Origin of the sequence: Massilia hydrophila (assembly GCF_020208145.1) — a bacterium.
Classification (GTDB): Bacteria; Pseudomonadota; Gammaproteobacteria; order Burkholderiales; family Burkholderiaceae_D; genus Telluria; species Telluria hydrophila.
The window spans coordinates 153530-172807 of record NZ_JAHYBX010000007.1 but is presented as its reverse complement, the minus strand read 5'-3'; the positions used below and the strand labels follow the sequence as shown (position 1 = coordinate 172807).

The window sequence follows — 19278 nt, the reverse complement described above, 5'->3', positions numbered from 1 at the left end:
CCAGGCCGCGGCGGATGGAGGAAGGCGGTCTCCGTGCTGGAGCGAACAGACAGCCCCGCCGGCGCGTGGTGTACTGGTGGCTCGACGCTGAGAGGAGCTCACATGAACAGACTCATTGCAACGGCGCTGGCCGCTGCCGTGCTGGCCGGTGGCGCCGCGGCCCATGTCTACCCGCGCGCCGACCAGGAAGCCCGCGCCCAGCAGCAGGCCACGATGGCCAGGACCGGACCTTACCGCAGCGTGTCTGCCAGCGGCCAGCTGCGCAAGGGCGAACAGCTGCCGTCGCGCTACCGCACGCATCATTACGTGGTGGAGAACTGGAAGACGCATCGCCTGAGCGAGCCGCCGCCGGGGCACCAATGGGTGCAGGCCGGGAAGGATTATGCGCTGGTGGCGATCGCCACCGGGGTGGTGCAGCAGGTGCTGGTCGGGCGCTGAACCGGCCCGCGTCCAAAACAATACCGGAGCCATGGCTCCGGTATTGTTTCGTCATGATCGCCGCATCACTTATGCATGCTTGCGGATGAACTCGCCGATCTTCGGACAGATGATCTCGCGCCAGCGGCGGCCCGAGAAGATGCCGTAGTGGCCGCACTTGGGCGCCACGAACTCCTGGTGCATCTCGGGCGGGATGCCGGTGCACAGGTCGTGCGCGGCGCGGGTCTGGCCCAGGCCCGAGATGTCGTCCAGCTCGCCCTCGACGGTGAACAGGGCCACCGTCTTGATGTCCTGCGGACGCACCAGCTGGCCGCCGACTTCCCAGGTGCCCTTCGGCAGGCGGTGTTCCTGGAACACGGTCTTGATGGTCTCGAGGTAGTACTCGGCCGGCATGTCGAGCACGGCATTGTATTCGTCGTAGAACTGGCGGTGCGCCTCGGCCGAATCGTCGTCGCCGCGCACCAGGTGCTGGTAGAACTCGCGGTGGCTCTGGGCATGGCGGCCCGGGTTCATGGCGATGAAGCCGGCGTGCTGCAGGAAGCCCGGATACACCTTGCGTCCGAAGCCCGGGTAGTTGCCCGGCACCGAATAGATCACGGTGTTCTCGAACCAGGAGAAGGGCTTCTCGACGGCCAGGTCGTTGACCGCGGTGGGCGATTTGCGCGGGTCGATCGGGCCGCCCATCATGGTCATGGTCTTCGGCAGCTTCGGGTCATTGTTGGTCGCCATCAGCGCGATCGCGGCCAGCACCGGCACCGTCGGCTGGCACACGGAAATCACGTGCACGTCCGGGCCCAGGTGGCGGATGAAGTCCTGCACGTAGTAGATGTAGTCGTCGAGGTGGAACGGACCCTGCGACAGCGGCACCATGCGCGCGTCGATCCAGTCGGTGATGTAGACGTCGTGTTCGACCAGCAGGGCGCGCACGGTGTCGCGCAGCAGGGTGGCATGGTGGCCGGACAGCGGCGCCACCACCAGCACGCTCGGCTGCTGCAGCGCGGCGAAGGCCTGGTCGCTCAGGTCCTTCTTGAAATGGAGCAGCTTGCAGAACGGCTTTTCGACGACCGTGCGTTCCATGATGCCGACCTCGGCATCGTTGATGCGCACGCTCTTGATGCCGAAAGCCGGCTTTTCGTAGTCCTTGCCGAGCCGGTACATCAGTTCGTAGCCGGCGGCGATGCGCTGCGCGAAAGGCGTGTGCGCAAAGGGGGAAACGGGATTCGAGAACAGTTTCGAGGACGCATCGGCCCACTGCATGAGCGGGTTCAGGAAGGAGCGTTGCATCTCGTGCAGTTGGTAAAGCATAAATATTCCTTCGTGGGGAAAGGCGCGTCGCACTGGTTGCGCGGGGCTGCGTTCGATTATAGGGGATAGTGATTTACTTGTGGAAACAGTCGTTTTCACTTCCCCCGTATACAGCTCACTTGTAGCATATTTGTGCAGTGCGGCTCGGTGAGGCGGCCCACATAAACAGGTAGGCCCTGTCCGACACGGCAGCGCGCCAAAGAAAAATGCCGCCGGGCTTGCGCCGGGCGGCATTTTTTACCAAGCGGTAAAAAATCAGTCGAAGACCGGGGTCTCGACGCCGAGGATCTTGTGCAGCTTCGGCGAGGTCGTCGTGTACTGCATGTGGATCTTCTTGTCCGGGAAGATGTAAGGCGCGGCGCCGAAGGCGGCCAGCGCGGCTTCATGGAAGCCCGACAGGATCAGCTTCTTCTTGCCCGGATAGGTGTTGATGTCGCCCACCGCGAAGATGCCCGGGACATTGGTCTCGAACTTCTCGGTATCGACCACCTTGAGCTGCTTGCGCTCGATGTCCAGGCCCCATTCGGCGATCGGACCGAGCTTGGGCGACAGGCCGAAGAACACCAGCAGCATGTCCAGCGGCACGCGGCGGGTGACGCCGTCGGCGCCGGTGACCTTCACTTCGGTCAGCTGGCCTGCCTTTTCTTCGAAGCCGGTGACCTGGCCGATGATCAGCTGCATCTCGTACTCGTCGCACAGGGCCTTCATCTTGGCGACCGAGGCCGGGGCGGCGCGGAAGTCCTCGCGGCGGTGCAGCAGCACGACCGACTCGGCCTTGCCGACGAAGTTCAGGGCCCAGTCCAGGGCCGAGTCGCCGCCGCCGCAGATGACCAGGTTCTTGCCCTCGAACAGGACCGGGTCCTTGACGCGGTAGAACAGCTGGGTGTTCTCGAACTTCTCGATACCGTCCACCTTCATGGTGCGCGCCTGGAACGAGCCGACGCCGGCCGCGATGAAGATGGTCTTGGTGATGAACCGGGTGCCCGTCGAGGTCTCGACGTTGAAGCGGCCGTCTTCGCGGCGCTGGACGGTGGTCACTTCCTGGCCCAGGTGGAAGGTCGGCTCGAACGGCTCTATCTGCTTGAGCAGGTTGTCGGTCAACTCCTGGCCGGTGCACACCGGCACGGCCGGGATGTCGTAGATCGGCTTGTCCGGATACAGTTCCACGCACTGGCCGCCAACGGCCGGCAGCGAATCGATGACGTGGGCCTTGATCTCGAGCAGGCCGAGTTCGAAGACCTGGAACAGGCCGACCGGACCGGCGCCGATGATCACGGCATCGGCATCGATCGCGCCGGCGAACGAGCTGTTGGGAGCGATGCTGCCCGCTTCGTGGGAGGCACTGATAGTCATGCGCTTGTCTTTCTGTTGAATTGGGTAGGGGCGGTAAGGATGGGTAAAGGATGGGTCAGAAGCGGACGATGGCCGCTAGTGTGCCATGATCGGGGAAGCTGCGCAGGAAGCGAGCCCGGGTAGGCAAGGCCGCGCGGGCGCGGCCCTGATCATGGTCAGCGCGCCAGCTGATCCAGCTTGTCCTTGACGTCTTTCCACTCGTCGGCGTCGGGCAGCGCCGGCTTGGTCTTGGTGATCGACGGCCAGAAACGGGCGAGGTCCGCGTTGAGCTTGATGAACTGCTGCTGGTCCGACGGCACGTCTTCTTCCGCGTAGATCGCGTTCACCGGGCACTCGGCCACGCAGACGGCGCAGTCGATGCACTCGTCGGGGTCGATGGCGAGGAAATTCGGGCCTTCCCGGAAACAATCTACCGGGCATACATCGACGCAGTCGGTATAGCGACAACGGATGCACGATTCGGTGACAACGTGGGTCATAACAGTCCTATCAGTTGGTGTAAGTGTCGCGGCACCGGGCGCAACAAGGGCCGGCGGGACTTGCAAAGCACTGTATTTTAGGGCAATTCGGGCTTTCCTACAAATCAGTCTTATACACAATATATATAAGCAAATGTAGGCGATGGTGGCGCGCCGCTGGACGCCGCGGCGCGTGGCGGGATCGGGCGCAGGCGCGCCCGGCACCTCAGGCGGGGGCGGCGGCGGGCGGCACCTCAGGCGGGGGCGGCGACGGGCGGCACCGCCAGTTGCAGCGGCGCGGCCGCCGCCACGGAGGACGAGGCATCCTGCGGCAATGCGCAGGCACCGGGACGGCCATTCGCGGCGCACCAGCTGGCCAGCTCGCGCTCCTCGAGGGCGAGCACGCGCTCGACCCGGCGGTATTCGGGCAGGTTCATGGTGCCGCAGCAGGCATGCCGGTCCTGGCGCGCGCCGGGCGCATCGCAGACCTTCGGCGCCACCGGCGTGCCCGGTACCCACGGTGCCATGGCGGCTGCGGCGTCGATGACCTCGCGCCGCGCGAACTGGGCCCGGATGAAGGCGCCATAGATGGCCGGCTTGCCGTCTTCCTGCACCAGGCGCAGCATGGCGTTGACCACGTCGACGTAGGCGGCGGCGCGCTCCGGTGCGGCGATCAGGGCGCGCAGCAGCAGCCCGCGCAGGTAGGCCGCGACCCGGTGCAGCACGGCGGCATCGTCGTCCACGGCCGGATTGCGCTCGTGCTCGAACATGTCGGCCAGCACGTCGTACACGGCGCCCGTGAACACCTGCGAGATCGCGTGCACCTCGGTACCGGCCTCGGCCAGGGTGAGGTCCTGGTCGGCATTGCGCAGTCCGCCGCCTTCGCCCAGCACCGCGCCGAACTGCTCGGCGATGTCGGCCAGGTAGCTGCGGTCGTGCAGGCGGGCCTTGGTCTGGGCGACGATGGCCTCGCACTGGTCGAGCTGGGACAGGGCCAGGAAGATCGCGGTCAGGTCGCCGAAGGCTTCGTGCAGGCCGCCGGTCTGGGGCGGCGCGTCGGCCAGCAGCCACTGCGGCTTGAGGCCGTCGAGCACCGCGTGCGCCGTCTCGTGGGCCACGATGTCGAACGAGCGGCAGGTGTAGACGCGGGCGGCGGCGTCCGGCGCCGCACCGCGCTCCCGGCTGTCGGGCAGGAAGTGGCCGAACTTCAGGCAGGCCTGGTGCCGGCTGTAGTAGGCGTTCATCACGTTCGGCAGGCCGTGCGGATAGACCGCCAGAGGACGCGTGTCGCTGCCGCTGTTCCACTGCCAGGGCAGGGGCATGGCCAGGCCGGCGGCCAGCAGGGCGCGCTGGTACATGGTGAGGGTCTGGCGCACCACGGCGAAGGTGTGCACGGCGTCGAACTGCGCGGTGTCGGGGCGCGGCAAGAAGTCGCCACGCGCATCCGGCTCGACCGCGGCGATGCCGGGGCTGCCGGGCGCGATGCGGGCGTCGCGCGGACCGGCCAGCACCGGGCCGGGCAGGTAGGCGCTGCGGGTGCCGATCTCGCCCACCGACGGGTCCTGCTTCCACATCAGCACGCGGGCGCCGAAGTCATGCGGCGGGGCGGCCGTGGCGGCGGGCGTGGGCAGGAAGCGGAGCGGGGCCTGGCCGGCATGCTGCGGGTCCGGGCCGTCCGGAAAGGGGGTGTCTGCGTCCATGGAAGCTCCTTGCGAGGTGAGGGCGGACTCCATGGTCGCGCGCCCTGCTGTATGGACATTGAGTATGCTCAATTGCCAAGCGGACTGGCCGACTCCGCCGCCAGCTGGCATCATGGCGGATTGTTTTTTTCAAGAAGAAGGATTGTCGAGCATGTCGGAAATTCGCATCGTCCAGGAACACAGCCTGAACCCGGAACAGGCGCGTGCGGCGGCCCAGCAGGTGGCGCAGCGTATCGCCGCCGAGTACGGGCTGGACTGCAAGTGGGACGGGGACGTGTTGCGCTTCGGGCGCAGCGGCGTGGAAGGAGACTTGAGCCTGGAAGGACAGCGCGCCGCGCTGCGCATCCGGCTTGGGGTGTTCATGGGGGTGTTCGCCCCGGCCATCGAGGCCAAGGTAACGGACAAGATGCGCAAGGTGTTCGCGCCCGCGTGAACGGGCGCCGGCCCTGCGTGCACTCAGCCCTTCAGTTCCTCGATCAGGTCGATGTACTGCTGCATCGCGTCTTCCTGCGAGGTGCCCTTCAGGGCGGCCCAGGCGTCGAACTTGGCGCGGTTGACGAAGTCGGTCATGCCGGGACGCTCGCCGGTGGCGTCGCCGCTCGCGCCCTGCTTGTACAGCGCATAGATCTTCAGCAGGGTCATGTTGTCCGGGCGTTCCGGCAGGTTCTTCGATTCGGCCTGGGCCTGGGCGAACTGTTCTTGCAAGCTCATGGATGCTCCTCGTGTCTGGTTGCGTTAGCAAGGGGAAATTGCAGAGGGCGATCTTAGCGCAGGCGGGGCGCGTTCACGGCTAAACGGACCGAACTTTAGAGGAGACGCTCGGGCAGGGTGGCAAGCCGGCAGGGCCGGCCCGCCACCCGGTATCGCGGGATCAGACGGCGAGCAGCTCGACGTCGAAGATCAGGGTCGCGTTCGGCGGGATCACGCCGCCGGCGCCGCGTGCGCCGTAGCCGAGGCTGGCGGGGATGGTCAGGCGGCGCTGGCCGCCGACCTTCATGCCCTGCACGCCTTCGTCCCAGCCGCGAATCACGTGGCCGGCACCCAGCGCGAACTGGAACGGGTCGTTGCGGTCCTTGCTCGAATCGAACTTGGCGCCCTGGCTGCCGTCGTCGTTGCGCAGCCAGCCGGTGTAGTGCACGGTGACGTGCTGGCCGGCCTTGGCTTCGGCGCCGCTGCCGACGACGGTGTCTTCGTATTGCAGGCCGGAATCAGTGGTAATGGTGGACATGGTTTTCCCTGTTGTTCAAGTTGAACGGGGATTGTAGTGCATGCATCGCGGCCGCGCCAAACGGCGCAGGCTGGCGCGCCATGCGTAGAATGCGAGGATCGACAAGCATACAAGGAGCCGCGATGTCCCCTGCCAGTGTTCCGGCCATTGCCCGCATCAGCCTTTGCCCGTGCCGGGTGCGTCCATGAAGGGCGTCGGCAGCGCCTACCGGCGCGCGCTGCGCGCCCAGTTCTCGCGCCGCATGCTGCTGCTGTCCGGCGCCCCGCTGGCGCTGTCGCTGCTGCTGTGGGGCGCGCTCCTGTGGACCGGGCTGCAGCCCCTGCTCGACTGGCTGCAGGGCGTGTTCGCCGACTACGGCCTGTTCCAGGCCAGCGGCAGCCTGCTGTCCAGCTTCGGCCTGGGCGCGCTCAAGGTGATGGTGGTGCCGCTGCTGGCCGTCGCGCTGCTGCTGCCGCTGATGATCGGCTCGGCGCTGCTGTTCATGGGCGTGATCGCGATGCCGGTCATCGAGCGCCACGTCGGCGCCAGCCAGTATCCGAAGCTCGAGAAGAAGGAGGGCGGCTCCTTCCTCGGCAGCGTGGCGATCAATGTGGGCAGCACCGCGGTGTTTGCGCTGCTGTGGCTGCTCACGCTGCCGCTGTACGCGCTGCCGCCGCTAGCCTGGCTGGTGCAGGCCTGCCTGTGGGCCTGGGTGACGTCGCGCGTGATGAGCTACGACGCGCTGGCCGCGCATGCCAGTGCCGAGGAAAGGCGCAGCCTGGTACGGCGCCACCGCGGCGCGCTGCTGGCGATCGGTTTCGTGTCCGGACTGGCCGGCGCGCTGCCCGGCATCGCCTGGATGGGCGGGGCGCTGCTGTCGATCGTCCTGTTCCCTTTCCTCGCCATGCTGTCGCTCTGGCTGTACATCATGATCTTCCTGTTCGCCGGCCTGTGGTTCCAGTATTTCTGCCTCGGTGCGCTGGAAGAATTGCGCACCGGCGCCGTGGGCGCCCGGGCCGCCGGCGGACCCTTGTAGGACTAGACGCCGTCGGTTTAACTCTGCCGTTGTTTTTTTGCGAAAATGCTTCGCACGGTTCAAAATTGTGAAACCGTGCCTCGCGTGTCTCGTATTGATGTGGTGGAATGATACCTGTGGAGGTGCAATCCTGAGTGAGTTTGCACCGCGCATTTTTGCGAACTGACGAGGACAATCACTCGAACGAACCAGCAGCAAGGATGGCGGGCAGGTTGGCGGGGATTGAACACGTATTGATTCAAACCGGTTGAGCCATCATGGATAGTATTCGCCGCATGAAGCGGCCCAGTCTTGTATTTCGTGCGCTTGGCATGTTTGGGATGTCGCGTGCCCGTCCCGCCCAGGCCATGGCCGGCGGCGCACCCGTGCTTGCATCCGCGGGCGGCAACGATGTTCCGCTGTACGAAGCCTTTCCGCACCTGGCGGTGGGCGGCGCGGCGCCCGGCGGCGCCGGAGCGCCGCTGCCGCCCGATCTTCCCCCGGCATCGCCACCCGATGCGTCCGGCCGCTCCGATCCGCCCGAAGGCACGCCGGCCCCGCGCAAGCGGCGCTGGCGCATCTGGCTCATCGTCCTGCTGCTGCTCCTGCTGGTGCTGCTGGGCGGCTGGGGCGCGTTCGAGATGCGCACTTCGCACCTGCAGGCGCGCCTGTTCGCCGACCTGGCCAGCGAGCTGAACTACCGCATGGAGAAGGGGCCGAGCCCGTCGATCCGCTTCCCCGCCGCCAGTCCCTACGACACCCGGCTGGGCTATGCCAACCTGCCGGCCTATCTCGAGAAACTGCAGGCGCGCGGCTACCTCGTCGACGCCCAGGCGCGCATCTCGCCGCGCATGGCGGAACTGGCCGACCGCGGCCTGTACGCCACCTACCACGAAAAGACCAAGGTCGGCCTCGAAATCCTCGACTGCCGCGCCCAGCCGCTGTTCAACGCGCGCTTCCCGGAACGCACCTATCCGGCGTTCGAGGACGCGCCGCCGCTGCTGGTGCAAAGCCTGCTGTTCATCGAGAACCGCGAACTGCTCGATCCCGCCTACCCGCAGCGCAATCCGGCGGTCGAATGGGACCGCTTCTCGAAGGCCGTGTTCGACAAGACCCTGAGCAGCGTCGGCCTGGGCGGCGCCGGACGGGTGGCCGGCGGCTCCACGCTGGCGACCCAGATCGAGAAGTACCGCCATTCGCCGGAAGGACGCACCGGTTCGCTGCAGGACAAGATGATCCAGATGGCCTCGGCCGCGCTGCGCGCCTACCAGGACGGCGAAGACACGACCCGGGCGCGGCGCCGGATCGTGCTCGACTACCTGAACACCGTGCCGCTGTCGGCCAAGCCCGGCTACGGCGAAGTCAACGGCATCGGCGACGGCCTGTGGGTCTGGTACGGGCGCGACTTCGACCAGACCAGCCGCATGCTGCGCGGCCCGATGGACAGCGTCGAGGCGGTCACCGCCTACAAGGAAGCGCTGTCGCTGATGATCGCCCAGCGCCGTCCGGCCTACTACCTGGGCGCCGGCGAACACGACCTGGAAACCCTGACCAACAGCCACCTGCGCGTGCTGGCCCAGGCCGGCGTGATCTCGCCCCAGCTGCGCGACGCCGCCCTCAAGGTGGCGCTGCATCCGGCCCAGGGCTCGGGCGTGGCGGCGCCGGGCGCCGACGCCTTCGTCTCGCGCAAGGCCTCCAACGCGGTGCGCAACCACCTCGGCTACCTGGTCGGCGACTCGCGCCTGTACAACCTCGACCGCCTCGACCTGTCGGTGGTGTCCACCCTGGACGCCGGCGTGCAGGGAGCGGTCACCGACACGCTGCGCAAGCTGTCCGACGCCGAGCACGCAAAAGAGGCCGGCCTCACCGGCAAGGGCCTGCTCGGCAACGGCGACCCGGCCCAGGTGGTGTACAGCTTCACCTTGTATGAACGCGGCGAGCACGTGAACTACCTGCGGGTCCAGACCGACAACTACGACCAGCCGCTCGACATTAACGAAGGCGCCAAGCTCGACCTCGGTTCGACCGCCAAGCTGCGCACCCTGGTGACCTACCTCGACATCGTCGACCAGCTGCACAAGCGCTTCGAACCGCTGGACCAGATCGGCCTGATGGGCGTGGAAGTCGATCCGAAGGACCGCCTGTCGCAATGGGCGCTCGACTACTTCCGCGCGCTGCCGGCCGGCGCCGACCGTTCGCTGGCGCCGATGCTGGCAGCGGCCATGGAGCGCAAGTACTCGGCCAACCCGGGCGAGGCCTTCTTCACCGGCGGCGGCCTGCACACCTTCGGCAACTTCAGCAAGCTGGACAACGGCAGGATCATGACCGTGACCCAGGCACTGCGCCAGTCGACCAACCTGGTGTTCGTGCGCATGATGCGCGACGTGGTGCGCTACTACATGTTCCAGCTGCCGGGTTCCTCGGCCAAGCTGCTGGCCGACGCCGACGATCCGCGCCGCGCCATGTACCTGGCGCGCTTCGCCGACAACGAAGGCAAGGATTTCCTCGCCAAGTTCTGGAACAAGTACAAGGGCAAGACCCCGGCCCAGATCGAGGAACAGCTGTTCTCGGGCGTGCGGCCGCTGGCCTCCAAGCTGGCCGCCGCGCACCGCACCGTGATGCCGGATGCCACGCTGGCACAGTTCGCGGCCTTCCTCGACAAGACCCTGCCGCCTTCCAACGACATGGATCCGGAACGGGTGCCGAAGATGTACGACATGTACGATCCGAAGAACATGTCGCTGGCCGACCGCGGCTACGTGGCATCGGTGCACCCGCTCGAACTGTGGCTGGTGAGCTACCTGCGCACCCACCCGAATGCCGGCTGGACCGAGATCACCCAGGCCAGCGTCAAGGAGCGCCAGGAAGTGTATTCCTGGCTGTTCAAGACGCACCGCAAGCATGCCCAGGACAAGCGCATCGCCGGCCTGATCGAGGTCGAAGCCTTCCTCAAGATCCACGCCCAGTGGAAGAAGATGGGCTACCCCTTCGATTCGCTGGTGCCGTCCTACGCGACCACCCTGGGCGCCTCGGCCGACCGTCCGGCCGCGCTGGCCGAGCTGATGGGCATCATCGTCAACGGCGGCGTGCGCAAACCGATCGAACGCATCGACTCGCTGCACTTTGCCAAGGGCACGCCCTACGAAACCCTGGTCAAGCGCAACAAGGGCGGCGGCAAGGAACAGGTGCTGGCGCCGGAAGTGGCGCGCGTGGTGGCCGATGCGATCCAGGGCGTGGTCAGCGACGGCACCGCCAAGCGCGTCAAGACCGCGTTCACGCAGCAGGACGGCAGCGTGATCGCCGTGGGCGGCAAGACCGGTACCGGCGACCAGCGCTTCGAGGTGTATGCGCGCGGCGGCCGCGTGATCGAGTCGCGCTACGTGAACCGTTCGGCCACCTTTGTCTTCAACATCGGCGAGCGCTACTTCGGCAGCATGACCGCCTACGTGCACGGCCCGCAGTCGGGCAACTACGACTTCACCAGCGCGCTGCCGGTGCAGCTGCTGGCCAACCTGGCGCCGAGCCTGATGCCGATGATTGAGCCGCCCGCGGGCAACGCCGCCGGGACGCCGCAGTCCGCCCAGCGCCAGTGCGTCAGGTGAAGGAAGGGGAGGGGAGCCGCCGCGCTTCCCTGCAGCGCGCCGTGACGCGCGTGCGCCAGTTCAGCTTCGTGTCGCTGCGCGACCTGCTGGTGGCGTCCGGGCCGACGCTGCTGGCGGTGCTGGCCGTGGCGCTGCTGGCCTACTGGTGGGTCGATCCGGCTCCGCCGCGCCGCCTGGCGATGGCCACCGGCCAGTTCAACAGCGCCTACCAGGAGTTCGGCCGCCAGTACGCCCAGGCGCTGGCGCGCGACCAGATCGTGCTCAGCCTCCAGCCTTCGCTCGGCTCGGCCGAGAACCTGGAACGCCTGCGCAAGGGCGAGGTCGACGTCGCCTTCGTCCAGAGCGGCTCCAGCACCGAAGGCCTGCAAGCGGGTGCCGAGACCCCCGGCGCCGACACGCAAGGCCTTGTTTCGCTGGGCAGCCTGTTCACCGAACCGGTGTGGCTGTTCCTGCGCGAGGAAGCCGGCGTGCACAAGCTGACCGACCTGCGCGGCAAGCGCATCAACCTGGGGCCGGAGGGCACCGGCGTGCCGCGCCTGTTCCGGCGCCTGCTGGACGCGAACGGCATCGCCGCCGGTGAACTGCGGGTGGGGGCGCTGGAAAACACCCCGGCCACGGTGGAACTGCTGGCCGGCCGCATCGACGGCCTGGTGTTCAGTTCGGCGCCGGAGGCGCCCCTGATCCAGATGCTGCTGCAGACGCCCGGCATCCGCCTGTTCGACTTCCGCCAGGCCGACGCCTATACGCGGCGCCTGCCCTTCCTTACCCACGTGGTGCTGCCGCGCGGGATCGTCGACCTCGGGCGCGACATCCCGGCCCAGGACTACCACCTGATCGCACCCACCGCGACCCTGGTGGCGCGCGAGGACCTGCACCCGGCCCTGGTGGGCCTGCTGGTGAAGGCGGCCGGCGACATCCACGGCAAGGCCGGCTGGTTCCAGCAGCAGGGCCAGTTCCCTTCGCCGAAGTACAGCGAGATCCCGGTGGCGCAGGAAGCCGCGCGCTACTACCGCAACGGCCCGCCTTTCCTGCAGCGCTACCTGCGCTTCTGGCTGGCCAACCTGTTCGAGCGCCTGTGGGTGGTGGCGGTGGCGCTGGCGGCGCTCCTGATTCCGCTGTCGCGGATCGTCCCGCCGATCTACGTGTGGCGGGTGCGCTCGCGCGTATACCGCTGGTATGGTGAATTGCGCAAGGTGGAGCAGGCGCTGGAAGCGGCCGGCCTGGATGGGCGCGCGGCAGTGCGCGCCGAACTGCTGGCACGCCTGGACGAGATCGAGGAGCGCGTCAACCACATCTCGATTCCGCTCGCCTATGCGGAAGAACTGTACCGCCTGCGCAGCCACATCAACTTCGTGCGCGAGCGGGTGCGCGGCACCATCGACCGCAACGGCCTCGCCCTGCCCTTGACCGAATAGCAAGCCCGCTGCGGATTCGGATTACACTGGCGGTCTTTTATTTCGCTTGCCAAAGGAAGCCATGATCCGCCGTCCGATTTCCCTATTCGCGCTGGGTGCGCTGCTGGCCTGCGGTACCGGGGCCCAGGCCGCCGCTGCCGCCGTTGCAGCCACCGCCGCCGCCGATGCCGACGCTCCCGCGCAAAAGCGCAGCCCGCGCGAGGCCTACACCAAGTACGAGTACCGCATCCCGATGCGCGACGGCGCGAAGCTGTTCACGACGGTCTACGTGCCGAAGGACGCCTCCAGGCCTTACCCCTTCCTGATGCAGCGCACGCCCTACAGCGCCGGCGTGTTCGCGCAGGGCGAGCAGCGCTACGGCGTGGACTGGTTCCCCGAGGCGCTCGGCCCCTCGCGCGAACTGGAGGACGCCGGCTACATCTTCGTGACCCAGGACGTGCGCGGCCGCTACATGTCCGAGGGCAGCTGGCAGGAGATGACGCCGCATGCGAAGGCCATGCGCGCCAAGGGAGAAGGGCAGGAGAGCGAGGACATGCACGACACCGTCGAGTGGCTGCTCAAGCACGTCCCCAACAACAACGGCCGGGTCGGGATCTGGGGCATCAGCTATCCGGGCTTCTATGCGGCGGCCAGCGTCATCGACTCGCACCCCGCGATCAAGGCCGCTTCGCCGCAGGCGCCGATCGCCGACCTGTACATGGGCGACGACTCCTACCACGGCGGCGCCTTCATGCTGGCGGCGAACTTCGGCTTCTATTCGTCCTTCCTGCCGCAGCAGAACCCGACCCCCGGCAACAAGGAGCGCTCGCGCTTCGAGTACGGCGAGACCGACGCCTACGACTTCTTCCTGAAGCGCCTGACGATGCCGAACATCCTGGCCAGCCTGAGCGCGGAGCAGCGCACGCTGCTCGAGCCCACCATCGTGCACGACACCTACGACGAATTCTGGCGTTCGCGCGCGATCACGCCGCACATGAAGAACGTGAAGGCGGCGATGCTGACCGTGGGCGGCTGGTTCGATGCGGAAGACCCGGCCGGTCCCTTTGCGATCTACAAGGCGGTCGGCAAGCACAATCCATCCACCCCGAACGCGCTGGTGATCGGTCCCTGGGTGCACGGCGGCTGGGCGCGCAGCGATGGCGCGCGCCTGGGCCACGTGAGCTTCGATGCGAAGACGAGCGAATACTTCCGGCGCGAGATCCAGTTCCCCTTCTTCGAGCAGCACCTGAAGGGAGTGAAACCGGCGCGCCCGGTGCCCGCGGTGAGTGTCTTCGAGACCGGCACCAACGTGTGGCGCAGCTATGCGGCCTGGCCGCCGGCGCCGGCCCGTGCGCGCACCCTGTACTTCGGGCCGAACGGCACGCTGGGCTGGCAGCAGCCGGCCGCCGGCGGCGCGGGCTTCGACGAGTACGTGGCCGATCCGCGCAAGCCCGTGCCCTACATCGGCTATCCCTCGCTGGGCGTGCCGCGCGAGTACATGGTGTCGGACCAGCGCTTCGCCGCCACCCGTCCCGACGTGCTCGTGTACCAGAGCGAGGTACTGGAAGAAGACGTGACGGTGGTGGGTCCGGTGCTGCCCAGGCTGTTCGTCTCGACCACCGGCACCGATGCCGACTGGGTCGTGAAACTGATCGACGTGTATCCGAACGCCTACCCGACGCCGGCGGCCGAGCGCAAGGGCAACGACGTGGCCCCGCCCGCGCTGAACCTGGGCGGCTACCAGCAGCTGGTGCGCGGCAATCCGCTGCGCGGCAAGTTCAGGCACAGTTTCGAGAAGCCGGAAGCCTTCGTGCCGGGCAGGCAGGAAGCGCTGTCCTTCGACATCGGCGAGGTGAATCACACCTTCCGCCGCGGCCACCGCATCATGGTGCAGGTGCAGAGTTCCTGGTTCCCGCTGGTCGACCTGAACCCGCAGACCTTCACCCATATCCCGAGCGCGAAACCGGAAGACTTCAGGAAGGCCACCCAGCGCGTCTATCGCGCGCCGGGCGCGGCATCCGGCCTGCAGCTGATGGTCATGCCCGCCAACTGACGGGAGCCTTGCGGCGGCGCGCCTGCGGTCCGCTGTAGTAGCGGCCACGCTCGTACCAGGGCCGCGCGCCCGGTTGCAGGGCGGCGCGCACCGCGCGCCGGATCGTCGTCGCGTGGACCAGGTCGGCGGCAAGGCGGCGCAGGCGCGCCGCCTCCAGGTGCTGGCCGACGCCTTCCAGCACGGCCAGCATGTGGCGCACGTCGGCGGCGTAGTTGTGGATATAGGCCGCAATGCGCGGGGCGCGCGTGAAGCGCCGGCGGCGTCCGGCAAAGCCCGTGATCAAGGAGCGGCTGCTGCGGCGGATGAAGCCTTCGGCGTCCGGGACCAGGCTGTGCGCCAGCGCATGGTCGCCGGCCGCGACGATCGCGGGCAGCCCGATGGGAGCCAGCGCCATCGCCAGTTCAGGGTCGCTGCGCGCCAGGTCGGCGAACAGCGCGTGGGTGCGCCACTGTTCGCCCAGCACGCGATGGATGGCAACCACGTCATGGAACAGGCCGCGCTCGCTCTTGCAGGCCAGCAGGCGCGCCGTGTCGCGTTCGCGCTGCGCGTCCAGCGCCGCGCGGGCCGGCGGGTAGACCGCGGCCAGGTCGGCCCAGCCGCCGAGCGCGTACGACAGGCGCACGCCATGGAGTGCCGGCGACTCTTCCAGCGCGTGCGCATGGAACCATTGGTATTCGGCCAGCGCCTCGGCGTGGCGGCCTTCGTGCGCAAGGCGCCGCGCGTCGCTCAGGCGCCCCTCGGCATGGGTCGGGACAATCCGGGGCGGGCGCATGCCTCAGGCCCCGATCCAGGGCAGGCCGGCCTTGCACCAGCCGCCGACGGTCTTGCGGTGTCCCTCGGCGTCGCGGTCGCCCTCGAAACCTTCCAGGATGTCGTAGCACTCGGCAAACCCGAGCTCGGTGGCCGCGCGCGCGCCGTGGCGCGAGCGCACGCCCGAGCGGCACAGGAACAGCAGGACTTCGTCCTTGCCCGCCACCTGTTCCAGCTGGGCGCCGAAATCGGGATTCGGCGCGCCGCCAGGATAGGTAACCCATTGCACCGCCACCTGCCGGGACTCGGGCACGGCAACCCGTCCTACCCAATCGCGCTCGGCATTGGTACGCACGTCCACCAGCTTGACGCGCGGATCGTCGCACAGCAGCGCGTAGGCTTCCTCGGGGGTGACAGCGCCTGCATAGGGCTGATCGGCGGCGCGCCGGCGGGCGGCGGCAAGGATGGATTCGCTCGTACTCATGTTCTCTCGTCCGGTAAGCGGTGACAGCCAACGGGTGCTCTTGCACCAGGCTGGTTCGGCGTATGCTGCGCTGCGATGGTGCATAATAGGCTGCTGCGCACCAAACTGGTGCGCCACTGGCCAGGCGCACAAGCATGGTGAAACGGATTGTAGGACCAAACCCGGCGTTGTCCAACGACGCAATCGGCATGTGCTCATGACAGCGGGCTGGCACAGTTCATGCTTAGACTAAGGTAATTGTCGTGCAGCGGCTTCGCCAGCACGGCACCCTTTACATCAGGAGAGATACGAATGGCAAAGACGGCTGCAGACGTAATGCAATTGATCAAAGACAACGAAGTCAAATTCGTTGATTTACGCTTCGCGGACACCCGCGGCAAAGAGCAGCACGTGACCGTTCCCGTCTCGCACTTTGACGAAGACAAGTTCGAATCGGGCCATGCCTTCGACGGTTCCTCGATCGCCGGCTGGAAAGGCATCGAAGCCTCCGACATGCTGCTGCTGCCGGATCCGAACACCGCCAACCTCGACCCGTTCATGGAAGAGACGACGCTGTTCATGCAGTGCGACGTGATCGAGCCGTCGGACGGCAAGGGCTATGACCGCGACCCGCGCTCGATCGCCAAGCGCGCCGAAGCCTACCTGAAGTCGACCGGCATCGGCGACACCGCCTTCTTCGGCCCGGAACCGGAATTCTTCATCTTCGATTCGATCCGCTGGAAGATCGACATGTCGGGCTGCTTCGTCAAGATCGACTCGGATGAAGCGTCCTGGTCGACCGACAAGAAAATCGAAGGCGGCAACAGCGGCCACCGTCCGACCGTCAAGGGCGGCTACTTCCCGGTCCCGCCGGTCGACAGCTTCCAGGACATGCGCTCGGAGATGTGCCTGATCCTCGAATCGATGGGCATCCCGGTCGAAGTGCACCACCATGAAGTGGCCGGCGCCGGCCAGAACGAGATCGGCACCCGTTTCTCGACCCTGGTCGAGCGTGCCGACTGGACCCAGAACATGAAGTACGTGATCTGGAACGTCGCCCACAGCTACGGCAAGACCGCGACCTTCATGCCCAAGCCCATGAACGGCGACAACGGCTCGGGCATGCACGTGCACCAGTCGATCTGGAAGGACGGCAAGAACCTGTTCGCCGGCGACGGCTATGCGGGCCTGTCGGAAACCGCGCTGTACTACATCGGCGGCATCATCAAGCACGCCAAGGCGCTCAACGCGATCACCAACCCGGGCACCAACTCGTACAAACGCCTGGTGCCGGGCTACGAAGCCCCGGTCAAGCTGGCCTACTCGGCCAAGAACCGTTCGGCCTCGATCCGCATTCCGCATGTGGCGAACCCGAAGGGCCGCCGCATCGAGGTGCGCTTCCCGGACCCGCTGGCCAACGTCTACCTGTGCTTCGCCGCGCTGATGATGGCGGGCCTGGACGGCATCCAGAACAAGATCCACCCGGGCGAAGCCGCGACCAAGGACCTGTACCACCTGCCGCCGGAAGAAGACAAGCTGATTCCGACCGTGTGCGCCTCGCTGGAAGAAGCGCTGGAAGCCCTGAACAAGGACCGCGAGTTCCTGACCCGCGGCGGCGTGTTCAGCGACGCCATGATCGATGCCTACATCGACCTCAAGATGCAGGAAGTGCAGCGTCTGCGCATGACCCCGCACCCGGCCGAATTCGACATGTACTACTCGTCGTAATCTGGCCATAGCGGCAAGCCCGGCGTTGCAACGACGCGTCAATGGGCGCCGCACGCTGATCAAACGCGGGGAAAGCGAGGGCTTTCCCCGCGTTTTTTCATGCTTGCTGTATAGTCGGGCCCCACTACAATGGGTGCACGTTTATTGTGCAGAGTGATTTCTGATGGGAAAGACAATTAGCCCCTTCCGCCATCCCGGCTTCCTGTTGCTGGCCGGTTTCGCCAGCGTGGCCATCTGCGGCAGCGCCCAGGCCCAGGCAGCCGTCTACAAGTGCGTGGACGAGCAGGGCCGCGTCGAGTTCACCGACACGGCACGGCGCGGCTGCAAGGCGCTCGACCTGCCCGGCTATGCGCCGCCGCCGGCGCCGCGCGCCTCCGCCCCGATCCCGGCGGTGCGCCCGCCGGGCAACGGCCCGGCGCCCACCGTCACCCCGGCCAGCTTCCCGCGCGTCGACAGCGCCCAGCAGCGTGCGCGCGACGACGACCGCCGCGCCATCCTCAACGACGAGCTGCGCATCGAGCAAAAGAAACTGGCGGACCTGCGCCGCGACTTCAACGGCGGCGAACCCGAGCGCCAGGGCAACGAGCGCAACTACGCCAAGTACCAGGAGCGCGTGGCCTCGATGCGCGACGAGATCGGCCGCACCGAGCGCAATATCGAAGCGCTGCAGCGCGAGATCGGCAACATTCGATGAGTGGCCGCGGATGAATCACAAGGGATGAGCGCCCAGGAACCAACCCTGCGTTTCGCCGGCCTCGACCTGCTGGCTTCCAGCGTGCTGCTGCTGGGGGCGGGTGGCGAGGTGCGCTACGCCAACCCCGCTGCCGAAAACCTGCTCGAACTGTCCCTCAAATCGCTGCAGCGCGCGCCGCTGCCGGAGCTGTTCGTGAACGGCCAGGAACTGGCCGCGCTGTGCGCCCAGGCCCTGGCCCACCAGTACGCCGACCTGCGCCAGGACCTGGTCCTGCAGCGCAGCGGACGCGAGCCGCTGCACGTGAACAGCATCGTCAGCGCGCTCAAGGAAGGCGAGGGCGGCGAACTGCTGATCGAGCTGCGCGAGAACGTCCAGCAGCTGAAACTCGACCGCGAGGAACGCATCCTCGACCAGAGCCAGGCCAACAAGGAGCTGATCCGCAACCTGGCGCACGAGATCAAGAACCCGCTGGGCGGCATCCGCGGGGCGGCCCAGCTGCTGGAACGCGAACTGCCGCCCCAGCACCCGGCCGACCTCACCGAATACACCCAGGTCATCATCAAGGAAGCCGACCGCCTGCAGACCCTGGTCGACCGCCTGCTGGCGCCGCACCGCCGTCCGCACATCGTGGGCGACGTCAACATCCACGAAGTGTGCGAGCGCGTGCGCAGCCTGATCCTGGCCGAGTTCCCGGCCGGCCTGTCGATCCGGCGCGACTACGACGCCTCGATCCCCGAGTTCAGGGGCGACATGGAGCAGCTGATCCAGGTGGTGCTGAACATCGCCCACAACGCGGCCCAGGCGCTGCAGGCACGCATCGCGGCGGGCGACGCCGAGATCGTGCTGCGCACCCGGGTGGCGCGCCAGGTCACCCTGGCCAAGGTCCGCTATGGGCTGGCATTAGATTTGCATATCATCGACAATGGACCGGGCATCGCCCCCGAGATCCGCGACCGCATCTTCTATCCGCTCGTGTCCGGGCGTGACGGCGGCAGCGGCCTCGGACTGACGCTGGCGCAGACCTTCGTGCAGCAGCACCTGGGTGTGATCGAGTGCGAAAGCCGGCCTGGACTCACGGACTTCCGTATCCTGCTGCCGCTGCCCTAGGCTGCCGCGGC

Annotated in this window: 17 protein-coding genes; 9 read left to right on the top strand and 8 right to left on the bottom strand. The window is 67.2% G+C overall.

The annotated features are described in order from the left end of the window. The first annotated feature begins 102 nt into the window (after positions 1 to 102). The gene (locus tag LE190_RS16585; RefSeq protein WP_225239738.1) at positions 103 to 438 is read left to right on the top strand and encodes an RcnB family protein; all 336 of its coding nucleotides are present in this window, start codon (positions 103 to 105) and stop codon (positions 436 to 438) included. A gap of 69 nt (positions 439 to 507) precedes the next feature. On the opposite strand, the gene LE190_RS16580 is transcribed toward LE190_RS16585, so the two are convergent. From LE190_RS16580 to LE190_RS16565, 4 genes are all read right to left on the bottom strand, one after another. Next, positions 508 to 1743: a polyhydroxyalkanoate depolymerase gene (locus LE190_RS16580; RefSeq protein WP_225239737.1), complete on the bottom strand. Its 1236-nt coding sequence runs from the start codon at positions 1741 to 1743 to the stop codon at positions 508 to 510. 255 nt (positions 1744 to 1998) lie between these two features. Next, positions 1999 to 3096, bottom strand: coding sequence for an NAD(P)/FAD-dependent oxidoreductase (locus LE190_RS16575; protein ID WP_224945141.1), 1098 nt, complete (start codon positions 3094 to 3096; stop codon positions 1999 to 2001). Positions 3097 to 3251: 155 nt separating this feature from the next. Continuing rightward, positions 3252 to 3575, bottom strand: coding sequence for a ferredoxin FdxA (gene fdxA / locus LE190_RS16570; RefSeq protein ID WP_224945139.1), 324 nt, complete (start codon positions 3573 to 3575; stop codon positions 3252 to 3254). A 233-nt stretch (positions 3576 to 3808) separates the two neighbouring features. Further along, positions 3809 to 5254, bottom strand: a complete 1446-nt coding sequence (locus LE190_RS16565) for a gluzincin family metallopeptidase (RefSeq protein WP_225239736.1) — start codon at positions 5252 to 5254, stop codon at positions 3809 to 3811. Positions 5255 to 5405: 151 nt separating this feature from the next. On the opposite strand from LE190_RS16565, the gene LE190_RS16560 reads away from it, so the two are divergent. Further along, positions 5406 to 5687, top strand: coding sequence for a polyhydroxyalkanoic acid system family protein (locus LE190_RS16560; protein WP_225239735.1), 282 nt, complete (start codon positions 5406 to 5408; stop codon positions 5685 to 5687). A gap of 23 nt (positions 5688 to 5710) precedes the next feature. On the opposite strand, the gene LE190_RS16555 is transcribed toward LE190_RS16560, so the two are convergent. Together LE190_RS16555 and LE190_RS16550 are read right to left on the bottom strand one after the other, a co-directional pair. Further along, on the bottom strand, positions 5711 to 5965 hold the full coding sequence (locus tag LE190_RS16555) for an acyl-CoA-binding protein (RefSeq protein WP_159696209.1): 255 nt from the start codon (positions 5963 to 5965) through the stop codon (positions 5711 to 5713). 160 nt (positions 5966 to 6125) lie between these two features. Then, entirely contained in the window at positions 6126 to 6482 is a 357-nt protein-coding gene (locus LE190_RS16550; protein ID WP_224945133.1) for an FKBP-type peptidyl-prolyl cis-trans isomerase, read from the bottom strand. A 184-nt stretch (positions 6483 to 6666) separates the two neighbouring features. Here LE190_RS16550 and LE190_RS16545 point away from each other — a divergent pair, with 184 nt between their 5' ends. The 4 genes from LE190_RS16545 (at position 6667) to LE190_RS16530 (ending at position 14525) form a co-directional block, all read left to right on the top strand. Further along, the gene (locus LE190_RS16545; RefSeq protein ID WP_225239734.1) at positions 6667 to 7497 is read left to right on the top strand and encodes an EI24 domain-containing protein; all 831 of its coding nucleotides are present in this window, start codon (positions 6667 to 6669) and stop codon (positions 7495 to 7497) included. Between the two features lie 320 nt (positions 7498 to 7817). Then, positions 7818 to 11078: a transglycosylase domain-containing protein gene (locus LE190_RS16540; RefSeq protein ID WP_439847495.1), complete on the top strand. Its 3261-nt coding sequence runs from the start codon at positions 7818 to 7820 to the stop codon at positions 11076 to 11078. A 41-nt stretch (positions 11079 to 11119) separates the two neighbouring features. Then, entirely contained in the window at positions 11120 to 12493 is a 1374-nt protein-coding gene (locus LE190_RS16535) for a TAXI family TRAP transporter solute-binding subunit (RefSeq protein ID WP_439847496.1), read from the top strand. Between the two features lie 61 nt (positions 12494 to 12554). Further along, positions 12555 to 14525 carry a CocE/NonD family hydrolase gene (locus LE190_RS16530; protein WP_225239732.1) on the top strand — a complete coding sequence of 657 codons (1971 nt, stop codon included), beginning with the start codon at positions 12555 to 12557 and terminating at the stop codon, positions 14523 to 14525. On the opposite strand, the gene LE190_RS16525 is transcribed toward LE190_RS16530, so the two are convergent. Both LE190_RS16525 and LE190_RS16520 read right to left on the bottom strand, forming a co-directional pair. Further along, positions 14509 to 15297, bottom strand: coding sequence for a hypothetical protein (locus LE190_RS16525; RefSeq protein WP_225239731.1), 789 nt, complete (start codon positions 15295 to 15297; stop codon positions 14509 to 14511). The genes LE190_RS16530 and LE190_RS16525 overlap by 17 nt on opposite strands. A 3-nt stretch (positions 15298 to 15300) precedes the next feature. Further along, positions 15301 to 15759 carry a rhodanese-like domain-containing protein gene (locus LE190_RS16520; protein ID WP_225239730.1) on the bottom strand — a complete coding sequence of 153 codons (459 nt, stop codon included), beginning with the start codon at positions 15757 to 15759 and terminating at the stop codon, positions 15301 to 15303. A 291-nt stretch (positions 15760 to 16050) separates the two neighbouring features. Here LE190_RS16520 and glnA point away from each other — a divergent pair, with 291 nt between their 5' ends. From glnA to glnL, 3 genes are all read left to right on the top strand, one after another. Beyond that, positions 16051 to 17466 carry a type I glutamate--ammonia ligase gene (gene glnA, locus LE190_RS16515; RefSeq protein WP_225239729.1) on the top strand — a complete coding sequence of 472 codons (1416 nt, stop codon included), beginning with the start codon at positions 16051 to 16053 and terminating at the stop codon, positions 17464 to 17466. Positions 17467 to 17629: 163 nt separating this feature from the next. Next, positions 17630 to 18160, top strand: a complete 531-nt coding sequence (locus tag LE190_RS16510) for a DUF4124 domain-containing protein (RefSeq protein WP_225239728.1) — start codon at positions 17630 to 17632, stop codon at positions 18158 to 18160. Positions 18161 to 18184: 24 nt separating this feature from the next. Beyond that, positions 18185 to 19267, top strand: coding sequence for a nitrogen regulation protein NR(II) (gene glnL, locus LE190_RS16505; RefSeq protein ID WP_225239727.1), 1083 nt, complete (start codon positions 18185 to 18187; stop codon positions 19265 to 19267). Positions 19268 to 19278 lie beyond the last annotated feature (11 nt).

Excerpts from the sequence above, each read along its gene's own strand:
- LE190_RS16520 (WP_225239730.1), bottom strand. The coding sequence starts at position 15,759 with ATGAGTACGAGCGAATCCATCCTTGCCGCCGCCCGCCGGCGCGCCGCC.
- LE190_RS16560 (WP_225239735.1), top strand. The coding sequence starts at position 5,406 with ATGTCGGAAATTCGCATCGTCCAGGAACACAGCCTGAACCCGGAACAG.
- LE190_RS16525 (WP_225239731.1), bottom strand. The coding sequence starts at position 15,297 with ATGCGCCCGCCCCGGATTGTCCCGACCCATGCCGAGGGGCGCCTGAGC.
- LE190_RS16565 (WP_225239736.1), bottom strand. The coding sequence starts at position 5,254 with ATGGACGCAGACACCCCCTTTCCGGACGGCCCGGACCCGCAGCATGCC.
- LE190_RS16510 (WP_225239728.1), top strand. The coding sequence starts at position 17,630 with ATGGGAAAGACAATTAGCCCCTTCCGCCATCCCGGCTTCCTGTTGCTG.
- glnA (WP_225239729.1), top strand. The coding sequence starts at position 16,051 with ATGGCAAAGACGGCTGCAGACGTAATGCAATTGATCAAAGACAACGAA.
- LE190_RS16540 (WP_439847495.1), top strand. The coding sequence starts at position 7,818 with ATGTCGCGTGCCCGTCCCGCCCAGGCCATGGCCGGCGGCGCACCCGTG.
- LE190_RS16555 (WP_159696209.1), bottom strand. The coding sequence starts at position 5,965 with ATGAGCTTGCAAGAACAGTTCGCCCAGGCCCAGGCCGAATCGAAGAAC.
- LE190_RS16585 (WP_225239738.1), top strand. The coding sequence starts at position 103 with ATGAACAGACTCATTGCAACGGCGCTGGCCGCTGCCGTGCTGGCCGGT.
- LE190_RS16575 (WP_224945141.1), bottom strand. The coding sequence starts at position 3,096 with ATGACTATCAGTGCCTCCCACGAAGCGGGCAGCATCGCTCCCAACAGC.
- LE190_RS16550 (WP_224945133.1), bottom strand. The coding sequence starts at position 6,482 with ATGTCCACCATTACCACTGATTCCGGCCTGCAATACGAAGACACCGTC.
- fdxA (WP_224945139.1), bottom strand. The coding sequence starts at position 3,575 with ATGACCCACGTTGTCACCGAATCGTGCATCCGTTGTCGCTATACCGAC.
- LE190_RS16545 (WP_225239734.1), top strand. The coding sequence starts at position 6,667 with ATGAAGGGCGTCGGCAGCGCCTACCGGCGCGCGCTGCGCGCCCAGTTC.
- LE190_RS16530 (WP_225239732.1), top strand. The coding sequence starts at position 12,555 with ATGATCCGCCGTCCGATTTCCCTATTCGCGCTGGGTGCGCTGCTGGCC.
- glnL (WP_225239727.1), top strand. The coding sequence starts at position 18,185 with ATGAGCGCCCAGGAACCAACCCTGCGTTTCGCCGGCCTCGACCTGCTG.
- LE190_RS16580 (WP_225239737.1), bottom strand. The coding sequence starts at position 1,743 with ATGCTTTACCAACTGCACGAGATGCAACGCTCCTTCCTGAACCCGCTC.